Annotated in this window: 8 protein-coding genes and 1 pseudogene; 2 read left to right on the top strand and 7 right to left on the bottom strand. The window is 63.0% G+C overall.

All coding sequences use genetic code 11. From position 1 onward, the window contains the following. Positions 1–23 precede the first annotated feature (23 nt). Entirely contained in the window at positions 24–1,244 is a 1,221-nt protein-coding gene (locus tag ACIG5A_RS42915; RefSeq protein ID WP_397251253.1) for a hypothetical protein, read from the top strand. Between the two features lie 299 nt (positions 1,245–1,543). On the opposite strand, the gene ACIG5A_RS42910 is transcribed toward ACIG5A_RS42915, so the two are convergent. The 6 genes from ACIG5A_RS42910 to pglW all read right to left on the bottom strand — a co-directional run bounded on the left by ACIG5A_RS42910 (position 1,544) and on the right by pglW (position 20,273). After that, complete coding sequence (locus tag ACIG5A_RS42910) at positions 1,544–3,697, bottom strand: DEAD/DEAH box helicase (RefSeq protein WP_397251251.1); 2,154 nt, start codon at positions 3,695–3,697, stop codon at positions 1,544–1,546. Then, a complete protein-coding gene (gene brxD / locus ACIG5A_RS42905; RefSeq protein WP_397251249.1) occupies positions 3,694–4,986 on the bottom strand; it encodes a BREX system ATP-binding protein BrxD in 1,293 nt (430 codons plus the stop codon). The genes ACIG5A_RS42910 and brxD overlap by 4 nt, the downstream gene beginning before the upstream one ends. 147 nt (positions 4,987–5,133) lie before the next feature. Beyond that, positions 5,134–8,025, bottom strand: a complete 2,892-nt coding sequence (pglZ, locus tag ACIG5A_RS42900) for a BREX-2 system phosphatase PglZ (protein WP_397251247.1) — start codon at positions 8,023–8,025, stop codon at positions 5,134–5,136. A gap of 121 nt (positions 8,026–8,146) precedes the next feature. After that, positions 8,147–12,013, bottom strand: a complete 3,867-nt coding sequence (locus tag ACIG5A_RS42895; protein ID WP_397251245.1) for a phage resistance protein — start codon at positions 12,011–12,013, stop codon at positions 8,147–8,149. A gap of 2 nt (positions 12,014–12,015) precedes the next feature. Beyond that, entirely contained in the window at positions 12,016–15,678 is a 3,663-nt protein-coding gene (pglX, locus tag ACIG5A_RS42890; protein ID WP_397251243.1) for a BREX-2 system adenine-specific DNA-methyltransferase PglX, read from the bottom strand. Next, complete coding sequence (gene pglW / locus ACIG5A_RS42885) at positions 15,675–20,273, bottom strand: BREX system serine/threonine kinase PglW (RefSeq protein ID WP_397251561.1); 4,599 nt, start codon at positions 20,271–20,273, stop codon at positions 15,675–15,677. Before pglW ends, pglX begins: the two co-directional genes overlap by 4 nt. Positions 20,274–20,615: 342 nt before the next feature. Here pglW and ACIG5A_RS42880 point away from each other — a divergent pair, with 342 nt between their 5' ends. After that, positions 20,616–21,491: an alpha/beta fold hydrolase gene (locus tag ACIG5A_RS42880; RefSeq protein WP_397251241.1), complete on the top strand. Its 876-nt coding sequence runs from the start codon at positions 20,616–20,618 to the stop codon at positions 21,489–21,491. A gap of 191 nt (positions 21,492–21,682) precedes the next feature. Here the strand turns inward: ACIG5A_RS42880 and ACIG5A_RS42875 are convergent. Further along, positions 21,683–22,529, bottom strand: a pseudogene (locus tag ACIG5A_RS42875) (DUF5131 family protein). Positions 22,530–23,123 lie beyond the last annotated feature (594 nt).

Raw genomic sequence — 23,123 nt, 5'->3', positions numbered from 1 at the left:
GATGTAGCAGGGGGAGTTGACAGTTGGTCAAGTTCGAGGCACTACGCGGATTCGTCCTCGAGGAGCTACTGGCTCGGTTGCTCCACGACAACGGCTACCGCCTACTGGCGTCCGGAACCCAAGATCCAGAAGCCCTGATCGATGGCGCGCAAGGACTACTTGTCCGCGGCCGCGGCGCAAACCATCAAGTCGATGTGCTCGGCGAGCTCGATCTGCCACTCCCCTTCTCACTACCACTGCGCGTGTTCGTCGAGGCCAAGTTCCGCGGGCAACGCACCGGACTCCTTGAAGTCCGCAATGCCCACGGAACCGTGCACGACGTCAACGAGCACTACGGGTCAATGCAATCCGGCACACGACCGCTGTCAATCCGCCGATACCACTACCGGTACACATTGTTCTCCGCGAGCGGGTTCACCAAGCCCGCCCAGCGTTATGCCTTGGCGCAGCAGATCTCGTTGGTGGATCTGTCGAACCCCGGTTTCAAACCCTTCCTCGACGCCGTGGATCGTACAGCTCACGGTATCTTCGATTTGGTTCGTCGTTCGAGAACATCGCCGTTCCCCCAACGGCAGATCCGCACGGCACTGCGCCAGGCTCTCGGTACATGGCCAGACGACATTCCCGATCTCAGCGCCGACGATCATCTTCACAGGATCATCCATCTTGGCTCCGACCTTGCGGTCGCCGACGTCGGCGATGATGTGACGGAGCCCGACGAAGATCGAGTGTGGGTCCGCTACCAAGCCGAACCCAAGCAGTCGACCGACGATAACGACTGGATACCTCCAGCCGACGACAGCACAACCTACGGCCAAACATTTGCCCTACCTGATGATCAACTCGACCAGATCGTCTCAGAATTCAGCGATACACCGCTGGGCGAACTGCTCATCGGATTCCCGTATGCACCTTTCATTCTTGTTCTTCATATCGATAACCCGACGGCGTTCGCCAACTATGCCGACGACCATCACGGATCCGACATCAGAGTCCACATCGAATTCGCCGATCGAGGCCAGATCGGTGGCGATTGGATCATCGTGCCAGCCGACGGCTCGTACAGTTTTCAACTCCAGTTCGCGCTGCCGGAGCTGCTCGCAGACTGGCTTCTCAGCGGAGAAGGCGTACCGACGCAACGCGCCCGAGACGTCAAGAGCAGCTTGCTCTCCTCCATCGCCGTCTTCCGCGGAAACCGCCTAATCAGACTGCTCTACGAGCCTCATCGCCACCGGCAGCGCTGAAGTATGTAAAACTGCGCGACACTTATGTCGTCGCGAGTATCCAACGCAGAATCATCTACGAACCAGTGACTGCTTACGCCGAGAACTGGAGTCCATGGCACTCAGACGGTTATTCCGAAACATGGTTGGGCAGCGGCTCATGGCCACAGTTGAGCGAAATCAAGTACTACATCAACCCGATAGTCTGATCGCCCACGGTAGTTTTATGGAAGACTTCCAGCTTACACATCCCAGTTCGTCCTAATCAGGAGATTTGCTTTCGAGGTTTCATAGTTCGCAGCGGTTTGCGCCGAGACAGATCATGGTGCGCCACGAAAGCGGACTCGCTCCCCCAGAATCTCCTGCGCGCCAGGAAAATCCGCGAGACGCGCGGCGACAGTTGCCGCAGCGAGATACTCCGGTAGCAGAGCGGCGAACTTCAGGCCGCTGACTGCCCTCGGATCCACTCGTGGCAGCACTAACCTGACATGCGCCGTGGCGGCATGCCACATCTCCGGCGTCAGATCTGAACGGAGTCGGATAGCGAGATCCGTTGGGCGGCGGTCCGGTTCGGCGATCGCCGCGAGTGTCTGGGCTAGTGTTGCATTGGCACGAAAACCTGCCCATGTCCACCAGTGGACGGTCTCTCCATCACGATCAACGACCGTGGCATTCGGTGCAACAACGACGCCGCGTTCCATTCGTTGGTTCGCGAGGGCCATCACGGCACGGCGAGTCATAGACACCGGTGGGTCAGTGCCGAGAATGACTTCACGCATGGCACGGGTCAGAGCATAGGACAGGCCCCGCAGACCCGGAGTCGACCACTTGGCGACACCGCCACCATCGGCTGGTTCGACGAAGAGACGGCGCCGTTTCCAATCGACGTACGTGACGCGCCAGCTTCGCCCGGCGAGCAGCAGCAGGCGCGGGCCGGGGCGTTCTTCCATCAGGAGAGAAGCGTCGGTTAGGCCGACCTCATGCCGCCCGGCCAGGACGGTGAACTGAGGTGGAGCAGTGAAGGCTGCGGTGAGATCGAGGAAGTTCCTTCGGCCGAACCGCTTTTCAGCCTCCGGACCGATGAACAGCAGTCCCTGATCGTCATCGAGGAAGCCGGAAGTCACAAGATGTCGCAGTATCGGCTCGCCGGACCGGTCGAAGGGTGGCAAGCCGTTCCATTCCTGAGTCCAGATCCGATCACCCAGAGTGCCATGTTGCAGGGCGACGGCAAGAACCTGCTGGGCGACCAGATGCCGAGGTTCCGGTGGGGCGATGACGGGTTCGACCCACCCGCGTCCCCATAGCAGCAGCAGCCCGGCGGCTTGCAGCACAGAATCGTCACTGGTGGTGAGGAATAGGCAGTTGCGCGTGCTTCCGAACCGCCGGCCGGTGCGGCCGATTCGTTGCAGGAAGGACGCGACGGTGCCAGGGGAATCTATCTGAATGACTCGATCCAGATCACCGACATCGATGCCTAACTCAAGGGTGGAGGTGGCGACGATGACGGTGTCACGGGCCTCGGCAAACGCCTGTTCGGCACGGCGACGTTCGTCGGCGGACAACGAGGCGTGCGAGAGGAAGACGGTGATTCCGCGGGCCCGCAGCGCTGAGCCGAGCTCCTCGACCTGGCGACGGGAATCACAGAATACGAGTCTTTTTTCGCCGCGGTGGAGTGTGGCGATCACCTTGGCGGCATTTTCCAGCGAACCGACGTAGTCCAGTTCGACCTCGCCCGGTGGCGCCGCAGACGAAACGGCTTGTTGGGCTGTGGTTGTGCCTGGGGCGACCTGGTCCGGTGCGACGACACGACCAGGGCGATGATCGGCTCCCGAGCCCTGCAGCCAGGCCAGCAGATCATGCGGATTGCCCACGGTCGCTGACAATCCCACACGCTGGATCGGTTGTCCGGTCACCCGCTGCAGGCGTTCCAACACCGCCAGTAGGTGCCATCCTCGATCGTCGCCCGCGAAGGCGTGCACCTCATCGACCACGACAACGCGGATCCCGCCGAGCAGGTCATCGTGGTCGGTTTTCACCCCAATCAGCATGGCTTCCAACGATTCCGGGGTGGTGAGCAGAATGTCAGGAGGTTCGCGGCGGATGCGGCTCCGCTGGGATTCGCTGGTATCGCCGTGCCAGAGCGCTGCGCGTCGGCCGAGCCATTGGGCATAGCCGTCGATCCGGCTGACCAGATTGTTGAGCAGCGCCTTGAGCGGGCATAGGTACAGCACTGAAACCCCACGCCAGTCCTGCTGCGTCATGGCACTGAGAATCGGGAAGCAGGCGGCCTCGGTCTTGCCGCCGGCCGTGGGAGCGAGCAGAACGGCGTCCTGCCCAGTGAGCAGCGGACCGATAGCGGCTTTCTGGAGCGGCCGAAGGTCGGGCCACCCCAATGTATTGACTATGTGGTGGACGACGACCGGGTCGAGTCGATCGATCGGATCGACGGTCAGGGCCGAACCCTCATCCGTCACAGTTCGAGGTCGATCTCGTCGGCACTGGTGAGGTTGCGTTCGGCAGCGGTGAGTTCGGTTGACGTCACCGTTAGCCGATAGTGCTGCCGCGGGTCGAAATCCGGGTACTGGTCCACTCGGTCGAGCACATCGCCGACGAGCTTCTTCAAGAAAAGCCGCGGTGCCACACCAACTTTGCCGCCCAGTGCGCCGCCCACCGCTTTGGCGAGGTCCGCGACGTATGCGTTATCGGCGACAGTCCGGATTCGGTCGCCGTGCTCGGAGTCGTCCGCATACAGGTCACGAATGGTGATCCCGAGCTGGGTCAACGAATCGAGAGTGAAGCCGGACAGCCGCAGCTGCACCGCGCGCGGATTGTCGAAACGCGGATCGGTGGTGAAGTCCGTGGCCAGCCGCTGCGCCAAAGGCGCCAGCCGCTGCGCGCCCTGCTGTCCGTCATAGAAGGCCGGTGTGCCGGTGATCAGCAGGTAGAGACCCGGGAAGCGGCCCGAGTACACCTCGTCGATCAGCTGGCGCAGTGCGTTCAGAGCCTTGTCACGCGCATCGGAGCGCACCCGCTGCAGCGTCTCGACCTCGTCGAGCACAACCAGCAAACCGGGGTGCCCACTGTCCCGCAGCACGACCAACAGCCCCTGTAGGAACCCGAGTGCGCCGAAATGATCAAGGTCGCCACGCACTCCGGCGGCCCGGCGGGCCGCGGCCGCGACGTTGGGCTGTCCGCCCAGCCAGGCGAGCACGGCGGCGGCGGTGGACTCGTCACCGTCTGTGGCCGCTTTCCGGTAGCCGCGCAGTGCGGTAGCGAAAGACGGTGCGTGCCTGGATACTTCGGCCAGACGCGCGGTCATGAGCTGCTCCACCGCCGTGGGCAGCTCGGCGTCGGTCGCGCCGTCCGCGAGAGCGTCCTCCTCCAGTGCGTAGAACCAGGCATCGACCACCGGGCGCAATGCGCTGGGCGGGAAGCTGGAGGTGGTGAGTCGTTCGGTGAGTCTTCGGTACACCGTCTCCAGCTTGTGTAGCGGAGTCTCGGTCTCGGAGATTTGAATCTCGGAGACTGCGAAGTTGCGGCGTTTCACGCGTTCGCCCAGCCACCGAGCGAAAAACGTCTTGCCGGAGCCGTATTCGCCGCGCACCGCTTTGAACACCGAACCACTGGACACCACTGTGTCGAGCTCGGCATCGATGGCCGCCTCGAACCGGTCGAGTCCGGTTGCGAGCAGGTCGAGCCCGGCCTCGGGTACGGCTCCCCTGCGTAGTGCGTCGATCACCAGGCGGCGTCGGACCGCGCTCACGGGCACTGGCTGCACGCTACTCACGCGGCCCAGTTTCGCATGTCATCCGCCCGATGAGAGTCATCAGGTACATCGCGCCTGTCGATCGCTGGTCATCCGGCACAACGCACCGACGAAGTGCCGTTCCGCCGCACCCGCAATTCGAGATCACAGTTCGAACTGGGCGCGCAGGCGTGCCACATCCAATTTCAGTGTGCGGCCATCCCCCATTGTCTCGAGCACAGTGATGCCGTCGTAATTGAGCAGCTGGCTAAGCACTGCGGCAAAGCTGGTGGCACGGATTGTCGGGTACCCGATGCGCTGAGCCAAGGCGGTATTCGGGAGCGGGCCATCCAACAGGGCACGGATAGCCTTCTTGAGCACGTGCGGCTGGGGCGGCCGGGAGATCAGTATGCGTTGTGCTTCGAACAGATCCGAGGCAAGCAGTCGGGTCACCAGCTCGTCGTTCGAAGTCGCCGCGGCGGGGATCGCCGAGGCAGGCGCAATAGTGGTTGCGGGCACGTCGAACATCGGTTCGAGACCATGCAGTTTCTCCTTCGACACGCGTGCAGTGCTGCGGCGGCGGGCGTCGTTCTCCAGAGGCTCGCGTGCGGCCGGGGGCGTCGGGCGGTCCGACGACCACCAGTAGGGCGACTGAGGACCGAGCTGCCGCCAGATCGGCTGCCGCGAGACGACCGGCGGTTCGTCCCCGAATGGTAGGAACGCCAGGACCGGGATGGTGACCTCTGCGAGGGAAGCTCCGCCGTGGTACCCCGCCTTGCGAGTGGTGTAGCGGGAATCGTTGTCCCACAGAGCGACAATGGACGCACCGGGCTTGGCGTCGGACTCCCCTGGGCAGGACCAGACCACGCGCGGGCCGGACAAAGCGATCTCGGCATCGGCGAGCGGACGCGATGAGTCGGGACAGCGATGGCGGGCCGATTGTGGTTGGGGAGTCTCGACTTTCACGCTATGCCGATCAATGACGTGGCCATGGTCACTGGTGATCAGCACCGCCATGTCCTGGTCAGCGGCAGCGCGTAGCAGAGCACGCAGATCACGGATTTCCCGCAGTTCCCAGTCCGGGTCGCCGAGCTTCAAGTCCTTGGCAAGTGCGTTGTCAATGGTATTGAGCACCACCGCGATGTGCTGGTCGGGATCAAGGAGGGCGGTGGTGAGATCTTCACCGAAGGGGTGCCCGTCCTCTGCACGTAGATCGTCCAGATGGAAGACGGCTGCAGTCTTCTTCGAACCCCAGAACGAGTGCAGTGGAAATTCACGCTTCTCGACCGTTTGGTCGCCACGCATCAGCTTTCCAGCGAACAGCGAGGTACGCGAAACTCCGGTAAGGCTCGGCAGCGCTGCTGCCATTGCACGGCGGCGGGGCTCACCGCCCTCTGGGTAAGGGTCGAATTCGTTCCATCCGCTGAGTAGCTGGTCGGCCAGCTCCGTGGCAATGGCGGCGCTCAGACCGTCCAACACGATCAGCAAAACCCTGCGGTGGGCGGCAATGGGAGCCACCACACGAGCGAGAAAAGTCTCGACGGTGAGCATTCGTCCGGGAGCAGTGCCCGCCGCTGTCCAGATCGCGAGGGACTTCGCGAACTCTTGATCCAGGTCGCGGCGGCGCTCCCGGACCTTGGCTACAAGGATGCGATAAGGGATCTTCAGCGCCGGATCGGTGTCACCGCCGGCTTCGAGATAGTCAAGAGCCCGGTCCGCCCAGCTGGTTTCGTCCATATGCCGGTCGAGCGCCGAGGCAACTGTCTCTACGGTGGTATCCGGGTCACCAGCGCGCCAGCGGGCCAGTCGTTGAGCCATCTCGACCCGGCGAATACGCACCTCGAGTTCGGGATCACCAGCGAGCCGGTGGGCAAGCAGCGCCTTGACCGCAGCGGAAACCGCCTCGGGATCATTGCGGCCCAAGGCATTTCCCACGGCGGTGAAACGGGCGTCGAGGCCGGATCGCAGGACAGGGCTCGCCTGTGCCGCAGCGTCCGCACCCAGCTCGCGCACCAGCTCACCTGCACGTTTAAGGATCGGGTCGACTATCTGACGAGCCGCACGCGCCGGCTGGGACCAGAGAGTCTCGCCCTCGGATTCGGACTCGGACCAGCGGGCATCGATTCGGCGGGCACGCGGATCGTAAGCGCGGGCGAGCTGGATATCGAAGTACTCGAGACAAGCCCGCCCGAAAACCGCCATGCGCCGGTCGATCTCGTCGGCGCTCACCGCAGGGCGGTCGCCGAGACGACGTTCGGCACGACCACGCGCCTGGTAGGTGGCATTGTCGGGATTCGGATGCAACCACAGTGCCGCGCACACTAACCCGAAGGCTAGTGCGTCTCCACCATGGCCCGCACGCACCAGATCGATCAGGACACTTCCGGCCTTGCCGGCCTGCTCGTCTTCGGTGAGAAACGCCGACAGCCCGGCGAGTTCCGTGTCCCGTAGGTCCAGCAGCAATTCGGGACGCCCGGCAGTGTGCGACCAATGCAGCAGAGTGGCCGGGTCGATGCGGTCGTTCGAGGACGGGAGCCGCAGGCGCCGGGACGCCAGGGCAGACAGAGCCTCTCCCCTCGACAGCACACCTGGCACACGGGCCCACCCGTCGGGGCCTGCAGCGTCGAGCAGCGCCTCGGCTGCCCACGGCTCACGTTTGAGCCATTCGTCGATTCCGGTGGCCCCGAAAGCATTCCGGACAATGTCCCAGCGGTCCACCAGGTTGATCCGCTGACGATGGGTGCGCGCCAGAATCGCCGGATCCAGGTCTTCATGCTCGCGATCGGTGAGCACTACTAGCACCTGCGGCAGGTTCTCGGTCTCCAGGTGCCGAAGTACGAATTCGTGTACGGCCAAAACAGAGGGTGCGGCCGCCACCTGGGCGCGACGGTTCGCCGTCGTCAGCTCGGTCGGACCGCCCCAGGTCGGTTCTGCCCGCAACAGCACGACCGTCCGCTCGCCGCGGCCCGCCAACGCGTCCGCAAGGCCGTGGCCCGCTGAAAGGTATTGCAGCACATCTGCGGCCTTCAGCAGGGGGAGGCTCATCGTGGTGGTCATACCTCGGTCTCCCGGACCATCGACAGGCGGCGAGGACTGCAATGTGCGACGCGGCTGCACAAAACCGCGGCTTCCCTACAGGCATCACTGTGTTCTGCCGTGCACCGCGTACACATTCGACTCATTCGACCACCTGCCAACTCACCACGATGCGGGCATTCGGCTCATGACGGGCGAGTTCCTCCATGTCGCGCTCCAACTCTTCGACGACGCTGCGGAGATTGACTGCGGTGAAGCGTCGCGTCCCCGAGCGTGCGGGAGCTCCAGGTGACGGGTCTTCGGGCACCGGCGGATGGTTGGACTCTCCACCCAGGTCAATGTCCGCTGGGCGCTGGGGTGTCACCTGAACTGGTGGCGTGGGCTCCTCTGTATCGAGCGCCTCCGTAATGGCGTCCGCGGTATCGGTGAGTTTCGCGACCAGATCGTCAGTGAATTGGTTGGCACGGGCGGTATTTCGCAATGACTCCAGCAGGCGGTCACCGTCCGCGCCCAACCGCTTGTACAGCCGCAACGTTCCCCAGGGAGCGGTGTCCAGAGCATCTGCAACAGCGCGGGCCTGCTTGATGGATGCACCCAGGTGCTGTGGTGTCGCCGCACCGAGATCGAATCCGGCGAAGGCCTCCACCGTCTGCTTGGCTCCCGCCGAACCGCCTTCAGCCGCAGCGGAAACAGCCGCCAGCAGAGCGACCGCACGATGTGCCAGCGCCAAGCGGTCAGAGCCGTCGAGGTCCAGGAAGGTGGTGTGGCTTTCGAGCTGCCGCACGAGCGTCGCAGCGGGATCGGCAAAGTTGCGTGCGAAGTCAGTGAGCTGGCGGGCCAACTGTTGCACCATTGGGCCGCGCAGCAATGCCGGGGCCTTCGTGCCCGCGATGGCCTCGAAGCGCTGGCGGGCGGTCTCCCAAGCGGATTCGCTGGGAAGCGGTTGTTTGCGCAACGCATCAACAGATTTGAGCTGGCTCGGTTCCGGAAGCGTGTCCTGCGGAACCCCGGCGCGCACCCACACCCGGTCGTCCATCGCCGCGAAAGCCGCGATCACGAGGTTCTTCAAGAACTCGTCTAGACCGCGCGGCGGCCTGTCGGTCCACGCGGCCAGGGTTGTCACCTTCAGGTCACCGGTCTCGCCGTCAGTCGTGGCGAACCGCCGAAACTCGTCTGCCCAGCGGCGCGACAGCTCGAAATACGCCTCCTTTTGCTCACCCAGCCCGAGCGGAACCGCAATGCGCTTCATGACCTTGATGTCCTTGGCCGGCACTACCTCGACACGTCCGTTCCGCGTTTCCGCGGCTGAACGCACATGGGTGAAGACAGTTTTCGCGTCCGCGGGTTTCACCGCGCTGCCGATTTCGTCGGAGAAGTCTGGGTGGGCGGGATACTGATGGGCGAGCATGACACCGGCCAGGTGTCGGATGCCGTATTCCATTGTCGAACCGAACGGCAACCGCAAATCAGCGATCTCCGGCAGCGGCTGGAGATGGTCGTCGAAGACGTTCTGCACGTCGGTCTCGGTCTTGGCGTCGAGGCCGTACGCCTTCTTGAAAGCCGTACGCATCTGGCTCATGAGCGTGTCCCGCTGGGTGCTCAACAGATTCCAAGCAGTAGCGCGATTGTCAGCGTTGAGGTGGCTGGCGTACTGGGTCTCGAATCGGCCCTTGTCGGCGAGTGCCTTATCGATGACGACAAGTTTCTTGAAGCTGTCCCAGCGCGCTTTGGACAGGTGATCTGGCAGCCAGGCGACGGTCCGGGTGGGGTGGCCGTGCTGTTTGGCACGCAAGTCGCGGATCCGGTTGGCGTCTTCGCGTGCGGTGTGCTCGTCCTCGTCGAAGGGGAGGTCGATTACCAGCCGCCACAGATTGCTGTCGTACGGCTGCAACTGGTTGTCGGGCAGTTCGTCTTCGTCTCGGACATTGCCGAATACGACTTCGACGACCCGACCCGAACCGCGCCACACGAACCGAAGCGGATGGGAATTGGAGACATCGGTACTCGGGTCGATTCCGAATTCGCGGATGAGCAGCCGCTTCGCCAGGGCTGCCCGATTGGCACGCGTGTTGTTAGCTTCGGCGTTCGCGAGCACCATATCGACGCTGACGCCTGTGAGTTCCAACCGCACAGCGGGGTTCGCCTTCGGCTCACTATATTTGATCTCAGCGAACTGACCCGCCCACTCCTCGACCTTGTTCGCGATGACACCGACCGCCAGGGGGTCAACGGGATTCGCGAAGGACCCGAAATTCAGTGCGCTCAAGGTGCGGGCGCTCAGATCGTGCAAGGCGGGTGCGCCCGGTGCGAGTGCCGACAGCAGCAGTGTGCACATCAGCCGATTGTCCGCTACGAACTGCTTGCAGCCGTTCACGAGCTTCTGGTCGGTGATCTGGTCAGGACGGTGTAGATAGGCGTGGATATCGTCCTCGGTGACCTCGTACAGTCGGCGCAGGTAAGGACGAAGATCGTTGTGGTACAACCGGTCCGCGGCTTCGAACATGACGCGCTTGTCGGCGACGAACGGCCGATCACCACCAGCAGTCAACACCTCGTACAGATCGCCGAGCGGGATCAGTTCGCCCAGCCGCAAGTTGTTACGGCGCTTCGCCAACAGCTCACCCATGAGCTTCAGACCTGTGCGGTTGCGCTGCAAATCGTTGGACATGTGCACAAGCGTGGACAGGAAAGCCGGCGAGAACGGGTAGGAGAACTTGAACGACGCTTCGTCTGCACCCGTGGACTCATCGGAGCCGAGCAAGGTCACCCAAGCCGCCGAACCGCTCCGTTTCGCGGCAGCGAAAGCGTCTTCTATCTGCGCCTTGGCGTCCTCATTGAATGGCTTCAGGACTCGTTCGTGCGCGATCTCCGGCAGGTTCCGGTCGTCGAGTTCGATCACGTCGAATCGACCGGAGGCGAGTTCGAGGTTGTCGTGAATAGCCGCCTCGTAAGCACCAGATGCCTCACCGCCCAACAGCTCCCGCGGATCGCGCTGACGAGCGATGAACGAGACGATCGGGATGGCACGCCGGGTGTCGCCGCCCTCCCGGAAATTGGTCATCTTCGCGGTTTCTCGGGCGACGAACTTGTGGTCGTGCATCTGGGTGTGCAGCCACAGCACTAGCTCGTCCAAGAACAGAACAAGGCCGTCGTACTTGAGAGATTTCGCGTGCTGCGCGATCACCGACAAACCGGCGTCGAGGGAGATGAACCCATGCTCGTCTTCAGCGGCGTCCTTGGTGAACCCGGTGATGAGTGTGGCACTCGCGTCGCCGACCAGCTTGGCACGCAACTCCTGCGGAGTCTTCGGCTCGACCAGATCGAGTGCGTCGCCCGGCTCATGCGATTCGGGCGCGGCCATGGCGGCGTCGAGCTTGTCCGCCGTCCAGAATGCGGAGTCACCCCACTCATCGTCTTCATCGACGCTGTAGATCGAATTGAGCGCTTTGAGCACGGCATCGTCGCCCATCGCGGCGCGCAGATTCGCGAGACTGTCGAACAACGCGTCGGTGCGATACACCTGCGGCAGTGGCGCGTCTGGATGCAATACGCGTACATGCTCCACGTACTTGCCCAGCACGCGCTGCTCCAGCGACTTCGCACCCAGCATGTGGAAGGGCACCAGCAGGAACTTGCGTCCGTCCGTTTGCAGCCACTCATGTTTGGCCAGAACAGGTGCGAGTTCGGTCTTCGCACGCGCCGCTGGATTGTTCGACAGCAGTGCGTACAGCACCGCCATGAAATGCGACTTACCGGAACCGAACGAACCATGCAGGTAAGCAGGTTTGGAGGTGTGGCCGTCCAGCGCGGACTTGATCAGCGCGAGCGCCTGTTCGTAGTCGGCCAGAAGTGGCTCGGTGACCACATACTCACGCATCGCCTGCGCGGCGGCTTCCGGATCCGACACCGTTTCGGACAGGCCGAGTACATAGTCCGAGGTAGAGATGTGCTCCTTGATGGGAATCAGTTCCCGCAGCAACGGTTTCGGTGCGCCGGGTTTCGGTGCCACTGTCATCCCTCCGTCTTACGCGTTCGAGTGGCCTTCTTCGCACCGGCGGCCCGACTGCGGGCGACAGGCGGACGCCAGGCGCGCAGGTCGTCATCGGTCAATCCGTGCTCACTCTGAATCTGACGACGATATCCGGCGAAGAACTCCGCTGGGGAACCGCTGTAAGCATCGTCGAACTCGTTGTGCCACTGCTCCAACCACGGCTGCAACTCCAACAGACCTGCCAGCAAGGGGGTGATCTGCTCTGTATCCAGGGACTGCGTCATGAAGTTCGTCGCAACGGCTTGTGCCTGTTCGCGATGATCCCAGCCAGCCCAGCCGTATAGCAGTGGGGTTGCAACATTGGCGTCGCCGAACGAGATGAACCGTTCCTTCGGCACGTCTAGTTTTCCACGTGCCTGCCAGAACGAGGTCCGCAAGAAATCTGCGCTGATATATTTAGGAGGCACCGGTATCGCATCGCGAATCTGGAGCCGCTTCTCCGGATCCCGTTCCTTGTCCTCTTGCCGTTGCAGATCCCAGACATGTTCCCAGTCGGCGCGTTTGTGCATTGAGGAAGGTTTGTAACGCAGGGCCGCGAGGAATGGCACATGCTCGTCAGTCATGAGGTCCGCCACCACCTCCACCAAATCCTGGCGTGGGGCGTAAGTCGCGGCAACCGAGGCGAAATCCTCGTCCTGCGATAGCAGATCCGTCAGCCGTGACAGAGTTCGAATGATTGGCTGACCATTCTCGTCGTACCACAGTTCTCGTTGCTCCATGCGGTCAAGGAGCCAAGAGCGGAGGGCTTTGTCTCGCAGCGCGTCCCAACCATCAGTAAGCCATCGGCGCTTGTACTCAGGCCGCTCAATCATGTTAATGGCGCGGTTAGATTCTATTGCTTTAAGGCGCCGCTCGACCAAGTTACAGTATTCGGCAGGCCAATGCGAAGGAAGGTCGATAGCCTGCACTGAACGGTGCCTACGAAACCAGTCTGTTTCTTCTGCATTAGCGGCTACGCGCCGAGCCAAGGCAATCTCGAACGCGCGTTGACCAAGTACAACTCCAGGTACATCAAGTCCACTAGCGGTAAGCTCGTCGCCCGTGAGCCCATATATCGAGTAGACCTGCCAGTCAAGTTCTTCCTGAAGAGCAATCATACGCGCTCGCAATTCATACCATTCCCGCCTACTTTCACGCAGGGCGGCCACGCTAGGGACACCAGCGGCACAAACGGATCGAGGGCTGACGCGCGCCAACTGATTTGCCAACTCGTCAAGCTCTCTTCCGAGGGCAGTCGGGAATTTATCCGGGAGCGGAAAGTTCTCAAGGTTTGTGCAGGTGAACTCGTATCGAACTGTCCACTTTTCAGACTCCAGCCCGCGACCTACACCATTGCTCGGTTTATCTTGGCTCACCATTTTGAGCCAGAAACAAGCAGTAGAGCTGCTGAGCACACCGATCAGCCGCAGATGAGCATCCTCGGTCGCGCCCTCGGGCAGTTTGATAACGGGCGCCGAACGATTGAACACTTTTTCGCCCCGATCCAACACGAAATGATTGTGCGTAGCCACGGCCGCGAACGCGATCGACCACAGGCTTGCACCTTGGTCCTTCGGAATCTGGTGCCACTCATACCATGGACGCCCCTCGCCAAAGTACGTTCCCTGCGAAAAGGTCGCCCGGTTCCCCAGCTCCGTTCGTGAGACCCAAAGAAGTCGCCCGAGGATAGGGAACTCGCTCAATGGCTGAAGCTCACGTTGAGCATCGTATGGATGGAAGCCGTAATCGCCTTCTGCAACCAAGAAATCTCGAACCTCATCGCCTACAACAAGGCGCCGTACGAATTTACCCTCCGCATCGAGTCTCTCAAAAATTCGATCCGGGGCAGTCATAGCATCATCAGAGCCCATAACACCATAGAAGCCGATGCGCGATATTTGCTTTCGTAGCGGCGATTTGGATGATTGGCCGATCATTTCCATCATCTCCAAACCACCGTCAAGCAGAATCCACGGCTGCTTGCTGAAATAGCGCTTACGATCGAGATCATCGACGGAAACCCATTGGCCCATAAAGCCCGGTTTGCCGATCTGTCCGACAATCTCGCGCCAAACGAGGCCGTTTTCAGGTTCTTCGGGTGTCCTGGGTTCACCTTGCACGCTTCGGGCAGTACGTATGGTCGGTGTCCGACCGTTACCGGATCGCGGCGTCCCGACAAGGATGACAGTCGGCGTGCCATGGCCTGGGATATAGGCACCGGACGTGTCGATAACTTCGGTGAGTTCCACCCTTTCAGCGAAGTAATCTTCGATCAGCTTAGTCCCGAACTCGCGCTTCATGAACGAGTTCGCAGTGATCTGTCCAACCCGCCCATATCCTCGTCCGTCGGATCCCCCACGTTTGGCGAGTTCGAAGAAGCGGACGGCGAACGGGACCGACAGAGCGTACTTTCCGGAGCAGACATCTTTGTAGATCTTCCGGTACGCGTCGTTGAGCTTCTTGTCCTTCACAGTGATATACGGCGGGTTGCCGACCACAACGTGGTAGCGTCCGTTCTCCAGGATGCTGGGGTGCTCAGGCAGATCCTCGGTGGCGTAAGAGAATTCGGCGAGTGGGTCGCCGCCTCCAATACCAATCAGGTCAAGTTCGAGTTGGCGATTCTGGATGAGCGAGTCACCGATCGCCAGGTGGATCGGCCACTCGTAGTTGGCAGCCTTAGCGAGGGTATCGATACCAGCCGCCGCCATTGCAGCCACGAGCAGCCGGAAACGGGCGATAGCCACAGCGAACGGATTGAGGTCGACGCCGTGCACCGAGTCCAGCGCTGCCCTCACCTGCTGATACTGATCCCGCCCCAGCGGAATCTCTTCCCAAGTTTCGACCAGTCGACGAAATGCGCCGAGAACGAAATGCCCTGAGCCGCAGGTCGGGTCGATGATCTTCAGCTCTTCGTGCCCGAATTCCTTCAGTGCCGGTGTCATGGTTCGATCGAGGATGAACTCCTCTACGAAAACCGGAGTCTGCCGCAAGGCGTACGCTTTTCGAGCATTCTCGGAGAGCTCCTCGTACAGGTCTCCGAGAAAGCGTGTACTCCAGCCTTCCTTGCGCTCCTCACGCAGTGGGTCAGTGAAGTCGTGCACGAGCTGCCCGTGCTCGTCCCTGGTCCGCCAGAATTCGACCAATGCGCCCGCGCCTACATGGGAGAGCGGCACCTCATAGAGCGGGTTGTGGGCTGGGTCGAACAGTAGTTTGCCGGCTTGGCCGGAACCGAGTTCGGCGAAAGCGCGCAGCAGCCAGCCGCGGTAGGTGGGGTCGGGATCAGTTTCGACGTAGGTGTCGTAGCGGGCCTGCGCCAGGTCGCGGCGGTCATCACTGGAGCCGGTCAGGTAAGGCTCGGTGATGAGCTGGTTGTCTTCGCAGAATCGTACGAAGACGGTACCCAGCACCCAGGCGGCGGCCACCTGGGGAATGCGACCCGGGATCTTCTCGTCGCCTTTGAGCCAGGTTGACCAGGTAGCAGCGGTGCGGCCGACTGCACGGGCTCGGTCGTATTCGTCGCGAAGCTGGTTTCGGGCCGTGCGCGCGGAATCGGTGTCAGGGTGCTCGATCTGTTGGGTCAGATCTTTCTCGACCGCCACGACCTGCTTGCGGAGGTCAGCTAGAAGCGCGAAGCGGTCGATCATGCACGGACTCCTGTGTTGTCGTCGTTGATCTTTCGGTCACCGGCTCGGTGGGTGTTGCGAACCCAGTCGTCGGTCAGCACGATCCATTCGCCGAATCCGGTCTGGAACGGAACGGCCGTCGTGCCGAGGCGTGGCTTGCGTTCCGGATCGTCCTGTGGGCACAGCAGCCAGAGCCCTCGGCCACCGTGGCGTGCCTCCTCGGCGAGCCGGTTGAGCACGCCCATCGCGTCGTAGCGGGCGAAGACAAGCGTGTCGATCATGAGCACCGGCCCTGCGGCCGCAGCCAGACGTTCGAGCACCTGTGGCTCGATGCGGCCCCACGCGGTGCGCGCATACTCGGCGAAGCGGATGGCCCGTTTGCTGCCGGGCTCGGCGGCATCAGCCATGAGAATCGTGTCCCACGTCGGTTTCCCCTCGGCCGGAATAAGTTCGTGCATCACCGATAGGAACAGTCTGGTCATCGAGACCGGCTCCGCCGCGAACCGGTCGGCAATCTCGTCAGCTGCCAGGTTGCTCAGCGATGTGCGCACCGTCAGCGCTCGGAAGCCGTCGCGCTTCGCTGCGTCGGTGAGCTGTTCTTCGGCCTGGGACGCTTTCGCCACCGTCGGATCGTCGGCCCAGCGACTGTCACGGACGCTGGTGGCGGTGTCGCGGCGTCCTGACCAGGCTGGCAACGAGCTGAAGGCGTCGATTCCGTGCGTTGGCAGATAACGAGTCACACCGTCGGCGCTAGTTTCCAACACCAGCTCGAAACCGGCATTACGCAGAGCGGCGGTGAGCTCCGGCCCCGCCGGAAGGCCCTGTCCCGCATCGAGTTCCGGAAAGCGGCTGCGAATCCGCTCGTGGACCTCCTCAACCCGAAGTCCGGGCTGGCGACCGCGCTCCAGGTTCGGGGTCAGGCGCACAAGCCCCGCTTGGGTGAGGCGGGCCGCGCGCACCAACGGCAGGTTCAGCGGGTAGATCTCCAGTCGCGGCGTGGCCGCGGCATTGCGGGACGCGCCGACCGCCATCTGCACGAGCCGCCGCTCATCCCAGCCGAGATCGGACCACTCGACCACGCCCGGCGGAACGTCGATGGCGCCCAATCGCTCCAACACGGTCGCGGGGGTGGGAAGGGTCTCCGAGTCCGCCAGCCGGTCCGCCGCGGCACCCAGTCGCATCGCGTAACCCAATAGGGCCTTCACCGAGGGCGTTTCGGGTGGATCGTTCTCCTCGTCGACTTCCAGGGCGAGCACCACCGGCAGCGCGCCGTCGCGGGTACCGCTGTATTCGAATGCTGCCTCGCCTGGCGTTAGCTGCTCAGCCTCCGCCACCGCCCGCAATACCGCCAGTGCCAAGGCCCGGCGCTGCTCGCGACCGTCGATACGAGTACCGCGGCGCAGAATCAAAGCGTCCGCGACCTCAACGATAGAGGCGACCCGGCCGAATTCCCTTAGCAGGTCCACGATTTCATTACGTACCGCTTGCAGCGCGTCGGAGTTGCTCCACTGCTGACGCATCTGCTTCAGCGACTGCGAGATAGCCGGCGAGGTGACACCCATTGATGCCGCCACCGCCGACTGCGTCGGCCACGCGCCCAGATCCGGGAGGCCATCGACACCAGGCACCTGGAGCAGACGGGTCACCATATCGATCTTCTTGGCGTTGGAGCCATTGTTATTTCGCTCGGGCACTACCTGCGACAGCAAGGTGTCCAGGCTCAGCGCCCGCAGCACCGCCTCGCCCAGATCGGCTACGGCGGACTGCGCTTCATGCAATTCCTCTTTGGCAGCACGGCGCCCTTCAGGGGTGAGCGGAGTCGGGCTGGTGCGGCCCAGCAGTTTGCCCCACTGCTTCTGCCGACTCTGGATCTCGATGCGGGTTCGGGCACCCAAACCAGGGGCGTTGATGAGACTGCGTTGGCTGTAATCGAGTAGATCACCGACGGTGTTGATACCGAGCCCATAGAGGAACTGCTCGGCCGCCGCTGTCAAACCGGCTGTCGCCAAGGGAGTTTCGCGGGTCGCCTGCTCGGCGATCCGGTCACGTTCCTGCTCGGAGGTTTCGGCATCGGCGGGCGCGATCCCCGGGACTCCGGCCTGCGCCCGCGCTTCAGCAGCTGGGGCGTGAGCAGTGGCATCAATCCCAGGCTGCCGGGTGAGCGGCCGGGAGGGCACTGCACGCGCCATCTCCAGGAAAATCCGCCGCCACTCGTCCCGCATCGGCTTGAGATCGTCGAACCGCTGCTTGATATCCCGGTGAAGCGCCCTCCGGAAGAAGGCGATCAGTCCGTCGCGGATCGACGGGTCGAACGCATCCGCTGCGACTGCCGGATGCGGGAGCTGCTTCGGGTCGGTCTGCCGTGGCGCAACCGAGCCGTCACCCCACCGCGGCAGTTCCGCCGAAGCCATCTCGTGCAGGGTGACCGCGAGCGAGTAGCGTTCCGCGTGCGCGTCATAGTTGCTGCGGCTGATGGTACCGATGAACGGGTCCAGGTAGCCGTCGGTGCCCGCATCGGTGTCCTTGGCGGGATAGCCGGCGAGGGAGAAGTCGATCAGCACCAGTTGTCGAGTTCGGTTGGGGCGCACCCGGATCGCGATATTGTCCGGCTTCAGGTCGCGATGCCAGATGCCTTCGCCTTCAAGGAATTCGACCGCACCGAACAAGTATTCGCCGTATGCCTCCAGCTCGTCCACAGTGAGGCGGCCGTTCTCGCGCAGCTGCCGCGCCACCGTCTCCTCGGTTCGGCGGCGCTTGCTGCCCGATTCCTGCGGCGCGGCCAATTCCCGCTCGTCCCCGACGTATTCGAGCAGTAGGGCGGTGCGGTCGGCGATACGCACCAATCCAGGCTCAACCCGCTGAATGATGCGGGTGTCCTTGCGCAGCCGCCGGAGCACTTCGGCCTCGCGGGTCAGCACGTCGACGCGACTGTCTGACAGCGCCACCTTCAGCACCGCGTAGGCTCGCGCGTCTTTCGACTGTGGATCGGTATCGAGATCCCGCACCAGGAACGCGCGGCTGGTCGAACCGGTACCGAGTCGTCGGCGCACCTCCCAGCGTCCTGCCAGCACGTCACCAGCGACTGCTTCCAACGGATCGGCCTCCGGTGCAGCCGGTTCCGGCTCCGGCGGCGTGCGCAGTTCGGTCTCGATGAGCTCCAGCCACTCCAGGAACTCGTCGACCGTGGAGATCCTGCGCTCGGGCTGGTACGCGGTGGCGGCTTCCACCAGCTCGTCGATATCGGGATGCAGGCCGTCTACCACTGCGCTGGGGCGCAGTCCCTCGCCGGCCTCGAACCGAGCCAGCAGTTCCGCTTTGGTCGCCGCCGGTGGGCGGCCTGCCACCAGCAGATAGGTGAGCATGCCCAGTCCGTAGACGTCCATCTCTATGGGCTTGGGCTTCGGCGCGGCCAGCTCGGGCGCGAGGTACACCTCGGTGCCTGGGGCCAGGTGGGTCGTCGACAGGCTCGTCGGCGCGTAGTTGGTCATGCCCGGATGGCCGGTGGTGCTGCGCTGAGTGGCGATATGCCAGTCCGAGATCTGCAGATACGGTGTGCGCCAACGGTCTTGCTCACTCAACTGCCCGCCGTCGCGGCTGCTCAAGCGCGGGATCACATGCACCGAATGCGCCGCGAGCGCCCGATGATAGATACGCCGCGAGTGCGCGGCCCGCATCGTCTCTGCCAGCTGCCGGACCAGCTGCAACCGGTCGGCCAAGTCGAGGGTGTCGACATGCCGGGCCACGTACTCGTCCAGACGAATGGTTGCCGGGTCGTGCTCGAAGATGAGCGCGGGACCTGCCGGATGCGCGCCAGAGTCGATGTCTACGAATCGAACCACGCCTGGATGCCGGAAGCGGCGGAGCACCGCGGCCTCCCGCTTCGCCGCTTCGTACACAGACTTGCGCGACTCGGCGTCCGCGCCACGTTCGGAAACATAGATCCGTACGCGTGCCAGCGTGTTCAGATCGGCATGCTCGGCCCGGTAGTCGCTCCACGTTGGGCCGATGTCAAACGGCTCGTGCTCCAGTTTGTACGCACCGACCGTGAAATCGGCTTCGCTGCGGCCGATTCCGACCTGTTGGAACGCTCGGCCGATGACCTCCGCGCGCAGGGGGGTGATCCGGCGGCGCTCGTCGGTCACTGGCTGCTGCAATACCGGCACAAGCTCCGCAATTGTGTGCGTGTTCACGCGGTCGCCCGGCGGCAACTCGAACCGGATGTTCGTGTTGGTGAGACAGACGTGGCTGCTCACGAAGACCCGGTCGCGCCCGAGGTGCGGGTTGAGCAGTCCGGCCAGTTCCTTCGCTTTCTGCTCGGTCAGATGCAGCGGACTCCGGTGATGTCGCCGGTGCCCGCGATCGAGTTCCTGCACCCAGTCACCACGCTGCACGGTGAGCCGCCCGCTCCAGTCCTTCAACTCGATCATGTGCACCCCACCGGGTGCGATCACGAGCAGATCGACCTCGCGGACATGCCCGTATCGCTCGGTGAAGGTGAAGTTCGACCAGGCATACCAAGGGTCCACATTAGGTAATGCGACGCGGATGGCCTCCAAGGCGCGGCGTTCGTGCTCGAAACTTGATTCGGTGACATACGTCCACCGACCCACGTCCATGCGCCGAACCCCATTCGTCGTCGTCGCATTCCATCGGCCATCGTGCAGCAGCCGACCGAATGCCCCAGCATCACGCTCATAGCTCCGGACCCTGCCCACCTGTCGGTCCGACGCTCTGAAGAGAACCCTATCCTGCTCGCCGAGCCGGCAGGTTTGGAGCGGGACTTTTCGGGGAGTGTCGGCCGCCCCAAGCAATCCAGAGTGGTTGAGCGCACGTCCAGCGTTTGGTCTCGTACCGTAGCGGGATCCGGCGCTCGACCGTGGTCAAGTCAGCAAGACCAAACCCTGGCAGCATCAGCCATTCCGGTGTGCTGACAGTTCGCTGGCTCGTATCCTGCGGACGTGACCTCTCCCACGCCATGGACGATGACACTGCAGGGTGCGACGGTGGGCGGCATGGAGTGCGGCGACAGGTCCGGCTATCCGGTACTAGCCTTCCACGGCGCACCCGGCTCGCATGTGGAGGCCGTCGCCTTCGCCCACGCCCCGGCAGCTGAGGCCGGATTGCGCCTCATCGCGATCGATCGCCCTGGAATGGGCCTGTCGACGATGTCACCGCGTCGGCAGATACTCGACTTTGCCGACACCGTGACCATCGTGGCCGACCGGCTCGAACTGGATCGGTTCGCGGTGCTCGGCGCCTCGGGCGGCGGCCCCTATGCGCTGGCGTGCGCATATCGACTGCCCAACCGCGTCAGCCGGGCGGTCGTGGTGAGCTCGCCCGCCCCGTTCGACGGTCAAGCAAGAAGCGTCAGCGAGGGTGGCGTCAAGTGCGCAGGCGGGCTGATAGTGTTGCGGCGCTTCCCGTTTCTGGCGCGACCGGCAGCGGCGCGAATGGCTGCAGCGGTCCGCAAGCCGCGCGGCCTGGCAGCGCTGATCGCGCGGATGTCGCCAGCTGATCGTGATCGGCTCGCCGGCGACGAGGAGTTGCTGGGCAAGATCGCCGATAATATTCACACCGCTTTGAGGCAGGGCAGCAGAGGTGTGGCGACAGATCTGCAGGTGCTGTTCGCGCGCCCGTGGGGTTTCGAACTCTCCGATATCGTTGCGTCCACGGTGGTTTGGCAGGGAGACTGCGATGGCAATGTCCCTGCGGCCGATGGTCGACGTCTGGCGGCCGACATTCCGAATAGCGAACTCATCATCGTTGAGGGTGCCGGTCACCTGCTGTTCGTCGATCACGCGGCCGCGATCCTAGATTCGATCCGCGACGGATGAGATCGAGAACGACCTCATCGAACGCCGCAACCGGGCCATCGCCGAGGGCTGGCATGGCGAGGTCGAAGGACTGGAACTGACTTTGATTTTCCTGCGCAGCAAACGAAACCAAACCCGTCACGCCATGGCTATCGGCGCTGTCGGACTGGGGCTTCCCGCATTGCCCAGTCCGAGAACATGAGGTTCGACGCTCAGCCATGGGGGCCGCCTACGTCGACAAACGTCGGATACTCGTCCCACGTTCGCCCATCAAGTTCCCTGCCACCCGCCTTGGGACGAACGCCTCCAACCTGTTTGAAAAACAGGCTGACTTGGTCCCTGAGACGGCGATCTCGCAGCTCACGGACCCCATCCAAATCCAAGGGACGGAACCCGGTCCCGGATTCGCCGCCCACGATGACCCAGTCGATTCCGGTCAGGTCCAATCTGGGCAGCGGTCCGAGCAATGGCTCGCACGAGAGGAAGCGGATCGAGGCGGGGGTTCGACGCAGTTCGTCAGCGCGCCAACAGTATTTGTCGTTCTCGATCGAGGTTCCCAACCAGACGTTCGGCAGGGGCCACGGCGCGTTGACGGTCAGCCAGTCGCCGACGTCGTCTCCGCCGTTCCCGTCGTCGAACAGCATCGATTGCGCCATCAACTCGCGGAAGTCAGTGCGCGCCAGCAGCTTCGCCAAGCGTCGAGGACGCTTGGTCAGCACCTGAAATTGATGCTGACGCGCGACCGCCATGACCGCGAATCCGGGCGATGTCGGCGTCACTAACGCGGGCATGAGCGATGTCGGACATACTGTTCACGAACACTTTCCGCGGTGACCGCCAACGCAGCGGCTCGGCCATCGTGTCGGCATGAACCGCCACACCGAACCCAGGGCCGGAAGTCCGCGGATCGCAGTCGGTCTGGTATTTTGCTGCACCCATCGCCTTGAGCCGCTTGGCCATCTTCAGCGCATAGCAGTTGTCGCAGCCCACACTGATCCGGTCGCAGCCGGTCACCGGATTCCAGGTGACCTCGGTCCACTCGATACTCGACAGACTCATGCCGCGCTCCTCATCAAACGCGTAGTGGGGAACGAGTGAGCGGCGGAGTCAAAGTTCGATTTCGACAACGTGAGTGGCGAGCGCCATGGAACGATTGGCATCCAGCGTTGGATATCGGCCAGGAGGATGGCTATGGACGACAAGCCGGACGAGTCCTTCGAGCAGCCGGCAGTCGTACTAACGATGGTCGACGACGGGAAGACTGACTTACAGAACGCCTTGTCAGAGACGCTGACCACCGCTGGGGTCAAAGGGGCAGAGGTCCGCATTGGCGGAAGCGCTTTCGGCGCACCCCTTACTGTCGAGTTGGTCGCGGCAAGTGCTGGCGTTCTCGTCGCAGCGATTCGCGTATTGCCAGCCTTCGTGAAAGCCCGCCGAACCGACATCACCGTTCGGATTGGCAGCATCGGCAACAGCAGCCCCGACGAGATCGTGATCTCCAATGCCGATTCGAAGGCAGCGATGGATGCGATAGCTCTAATCGAGCGCAGCGTGCTTCTGCATGAGCGCAGGTTGCACCTCGAGCAGGCTCGCCTGATCCCACCACCCACCAGCGGCGACGAAGCCTCAGAGGTATCGCCGCTACCGGCGAGC

This window comes from Nocardia sp. NPDC052566 (assembly GCF_044547285.1).
Taxonomy (GTDB): Bacteria; Actinomycetota; Actinomycetes; order Mycobacteriales; family Mycobacteriaceae; genus Nocardia.
Note: the sequence above shows the minus strand (reverse complement) of the source record. Positions and strands in the feature narration are given on the sequence as shown.

Excerpts from the sequence above, each read along its gene's own strand:
- pglZ (WP_397251247.1), bottom strand. The coding sequence starts at position 8,025 with ATGACCACCACGATGAGCCTCCCCCTGCTGAAGGCCGCAGATGTGCTG.
- pglX (WP_397251243.1), bottom strand. The coding sequence starts at position 15,678 with ATGATCGACCGCTTCGCGCTTCTAGCTGACCTCCGCAAGCAGGTCGTG.
- pglW (WP_397251561.1), bottom strand. The coding sequence starts at position 20,273 with ATGGACGTGGGTCGGTGGACGTATGTCACCGAATCAAGTTTCGAGCAC.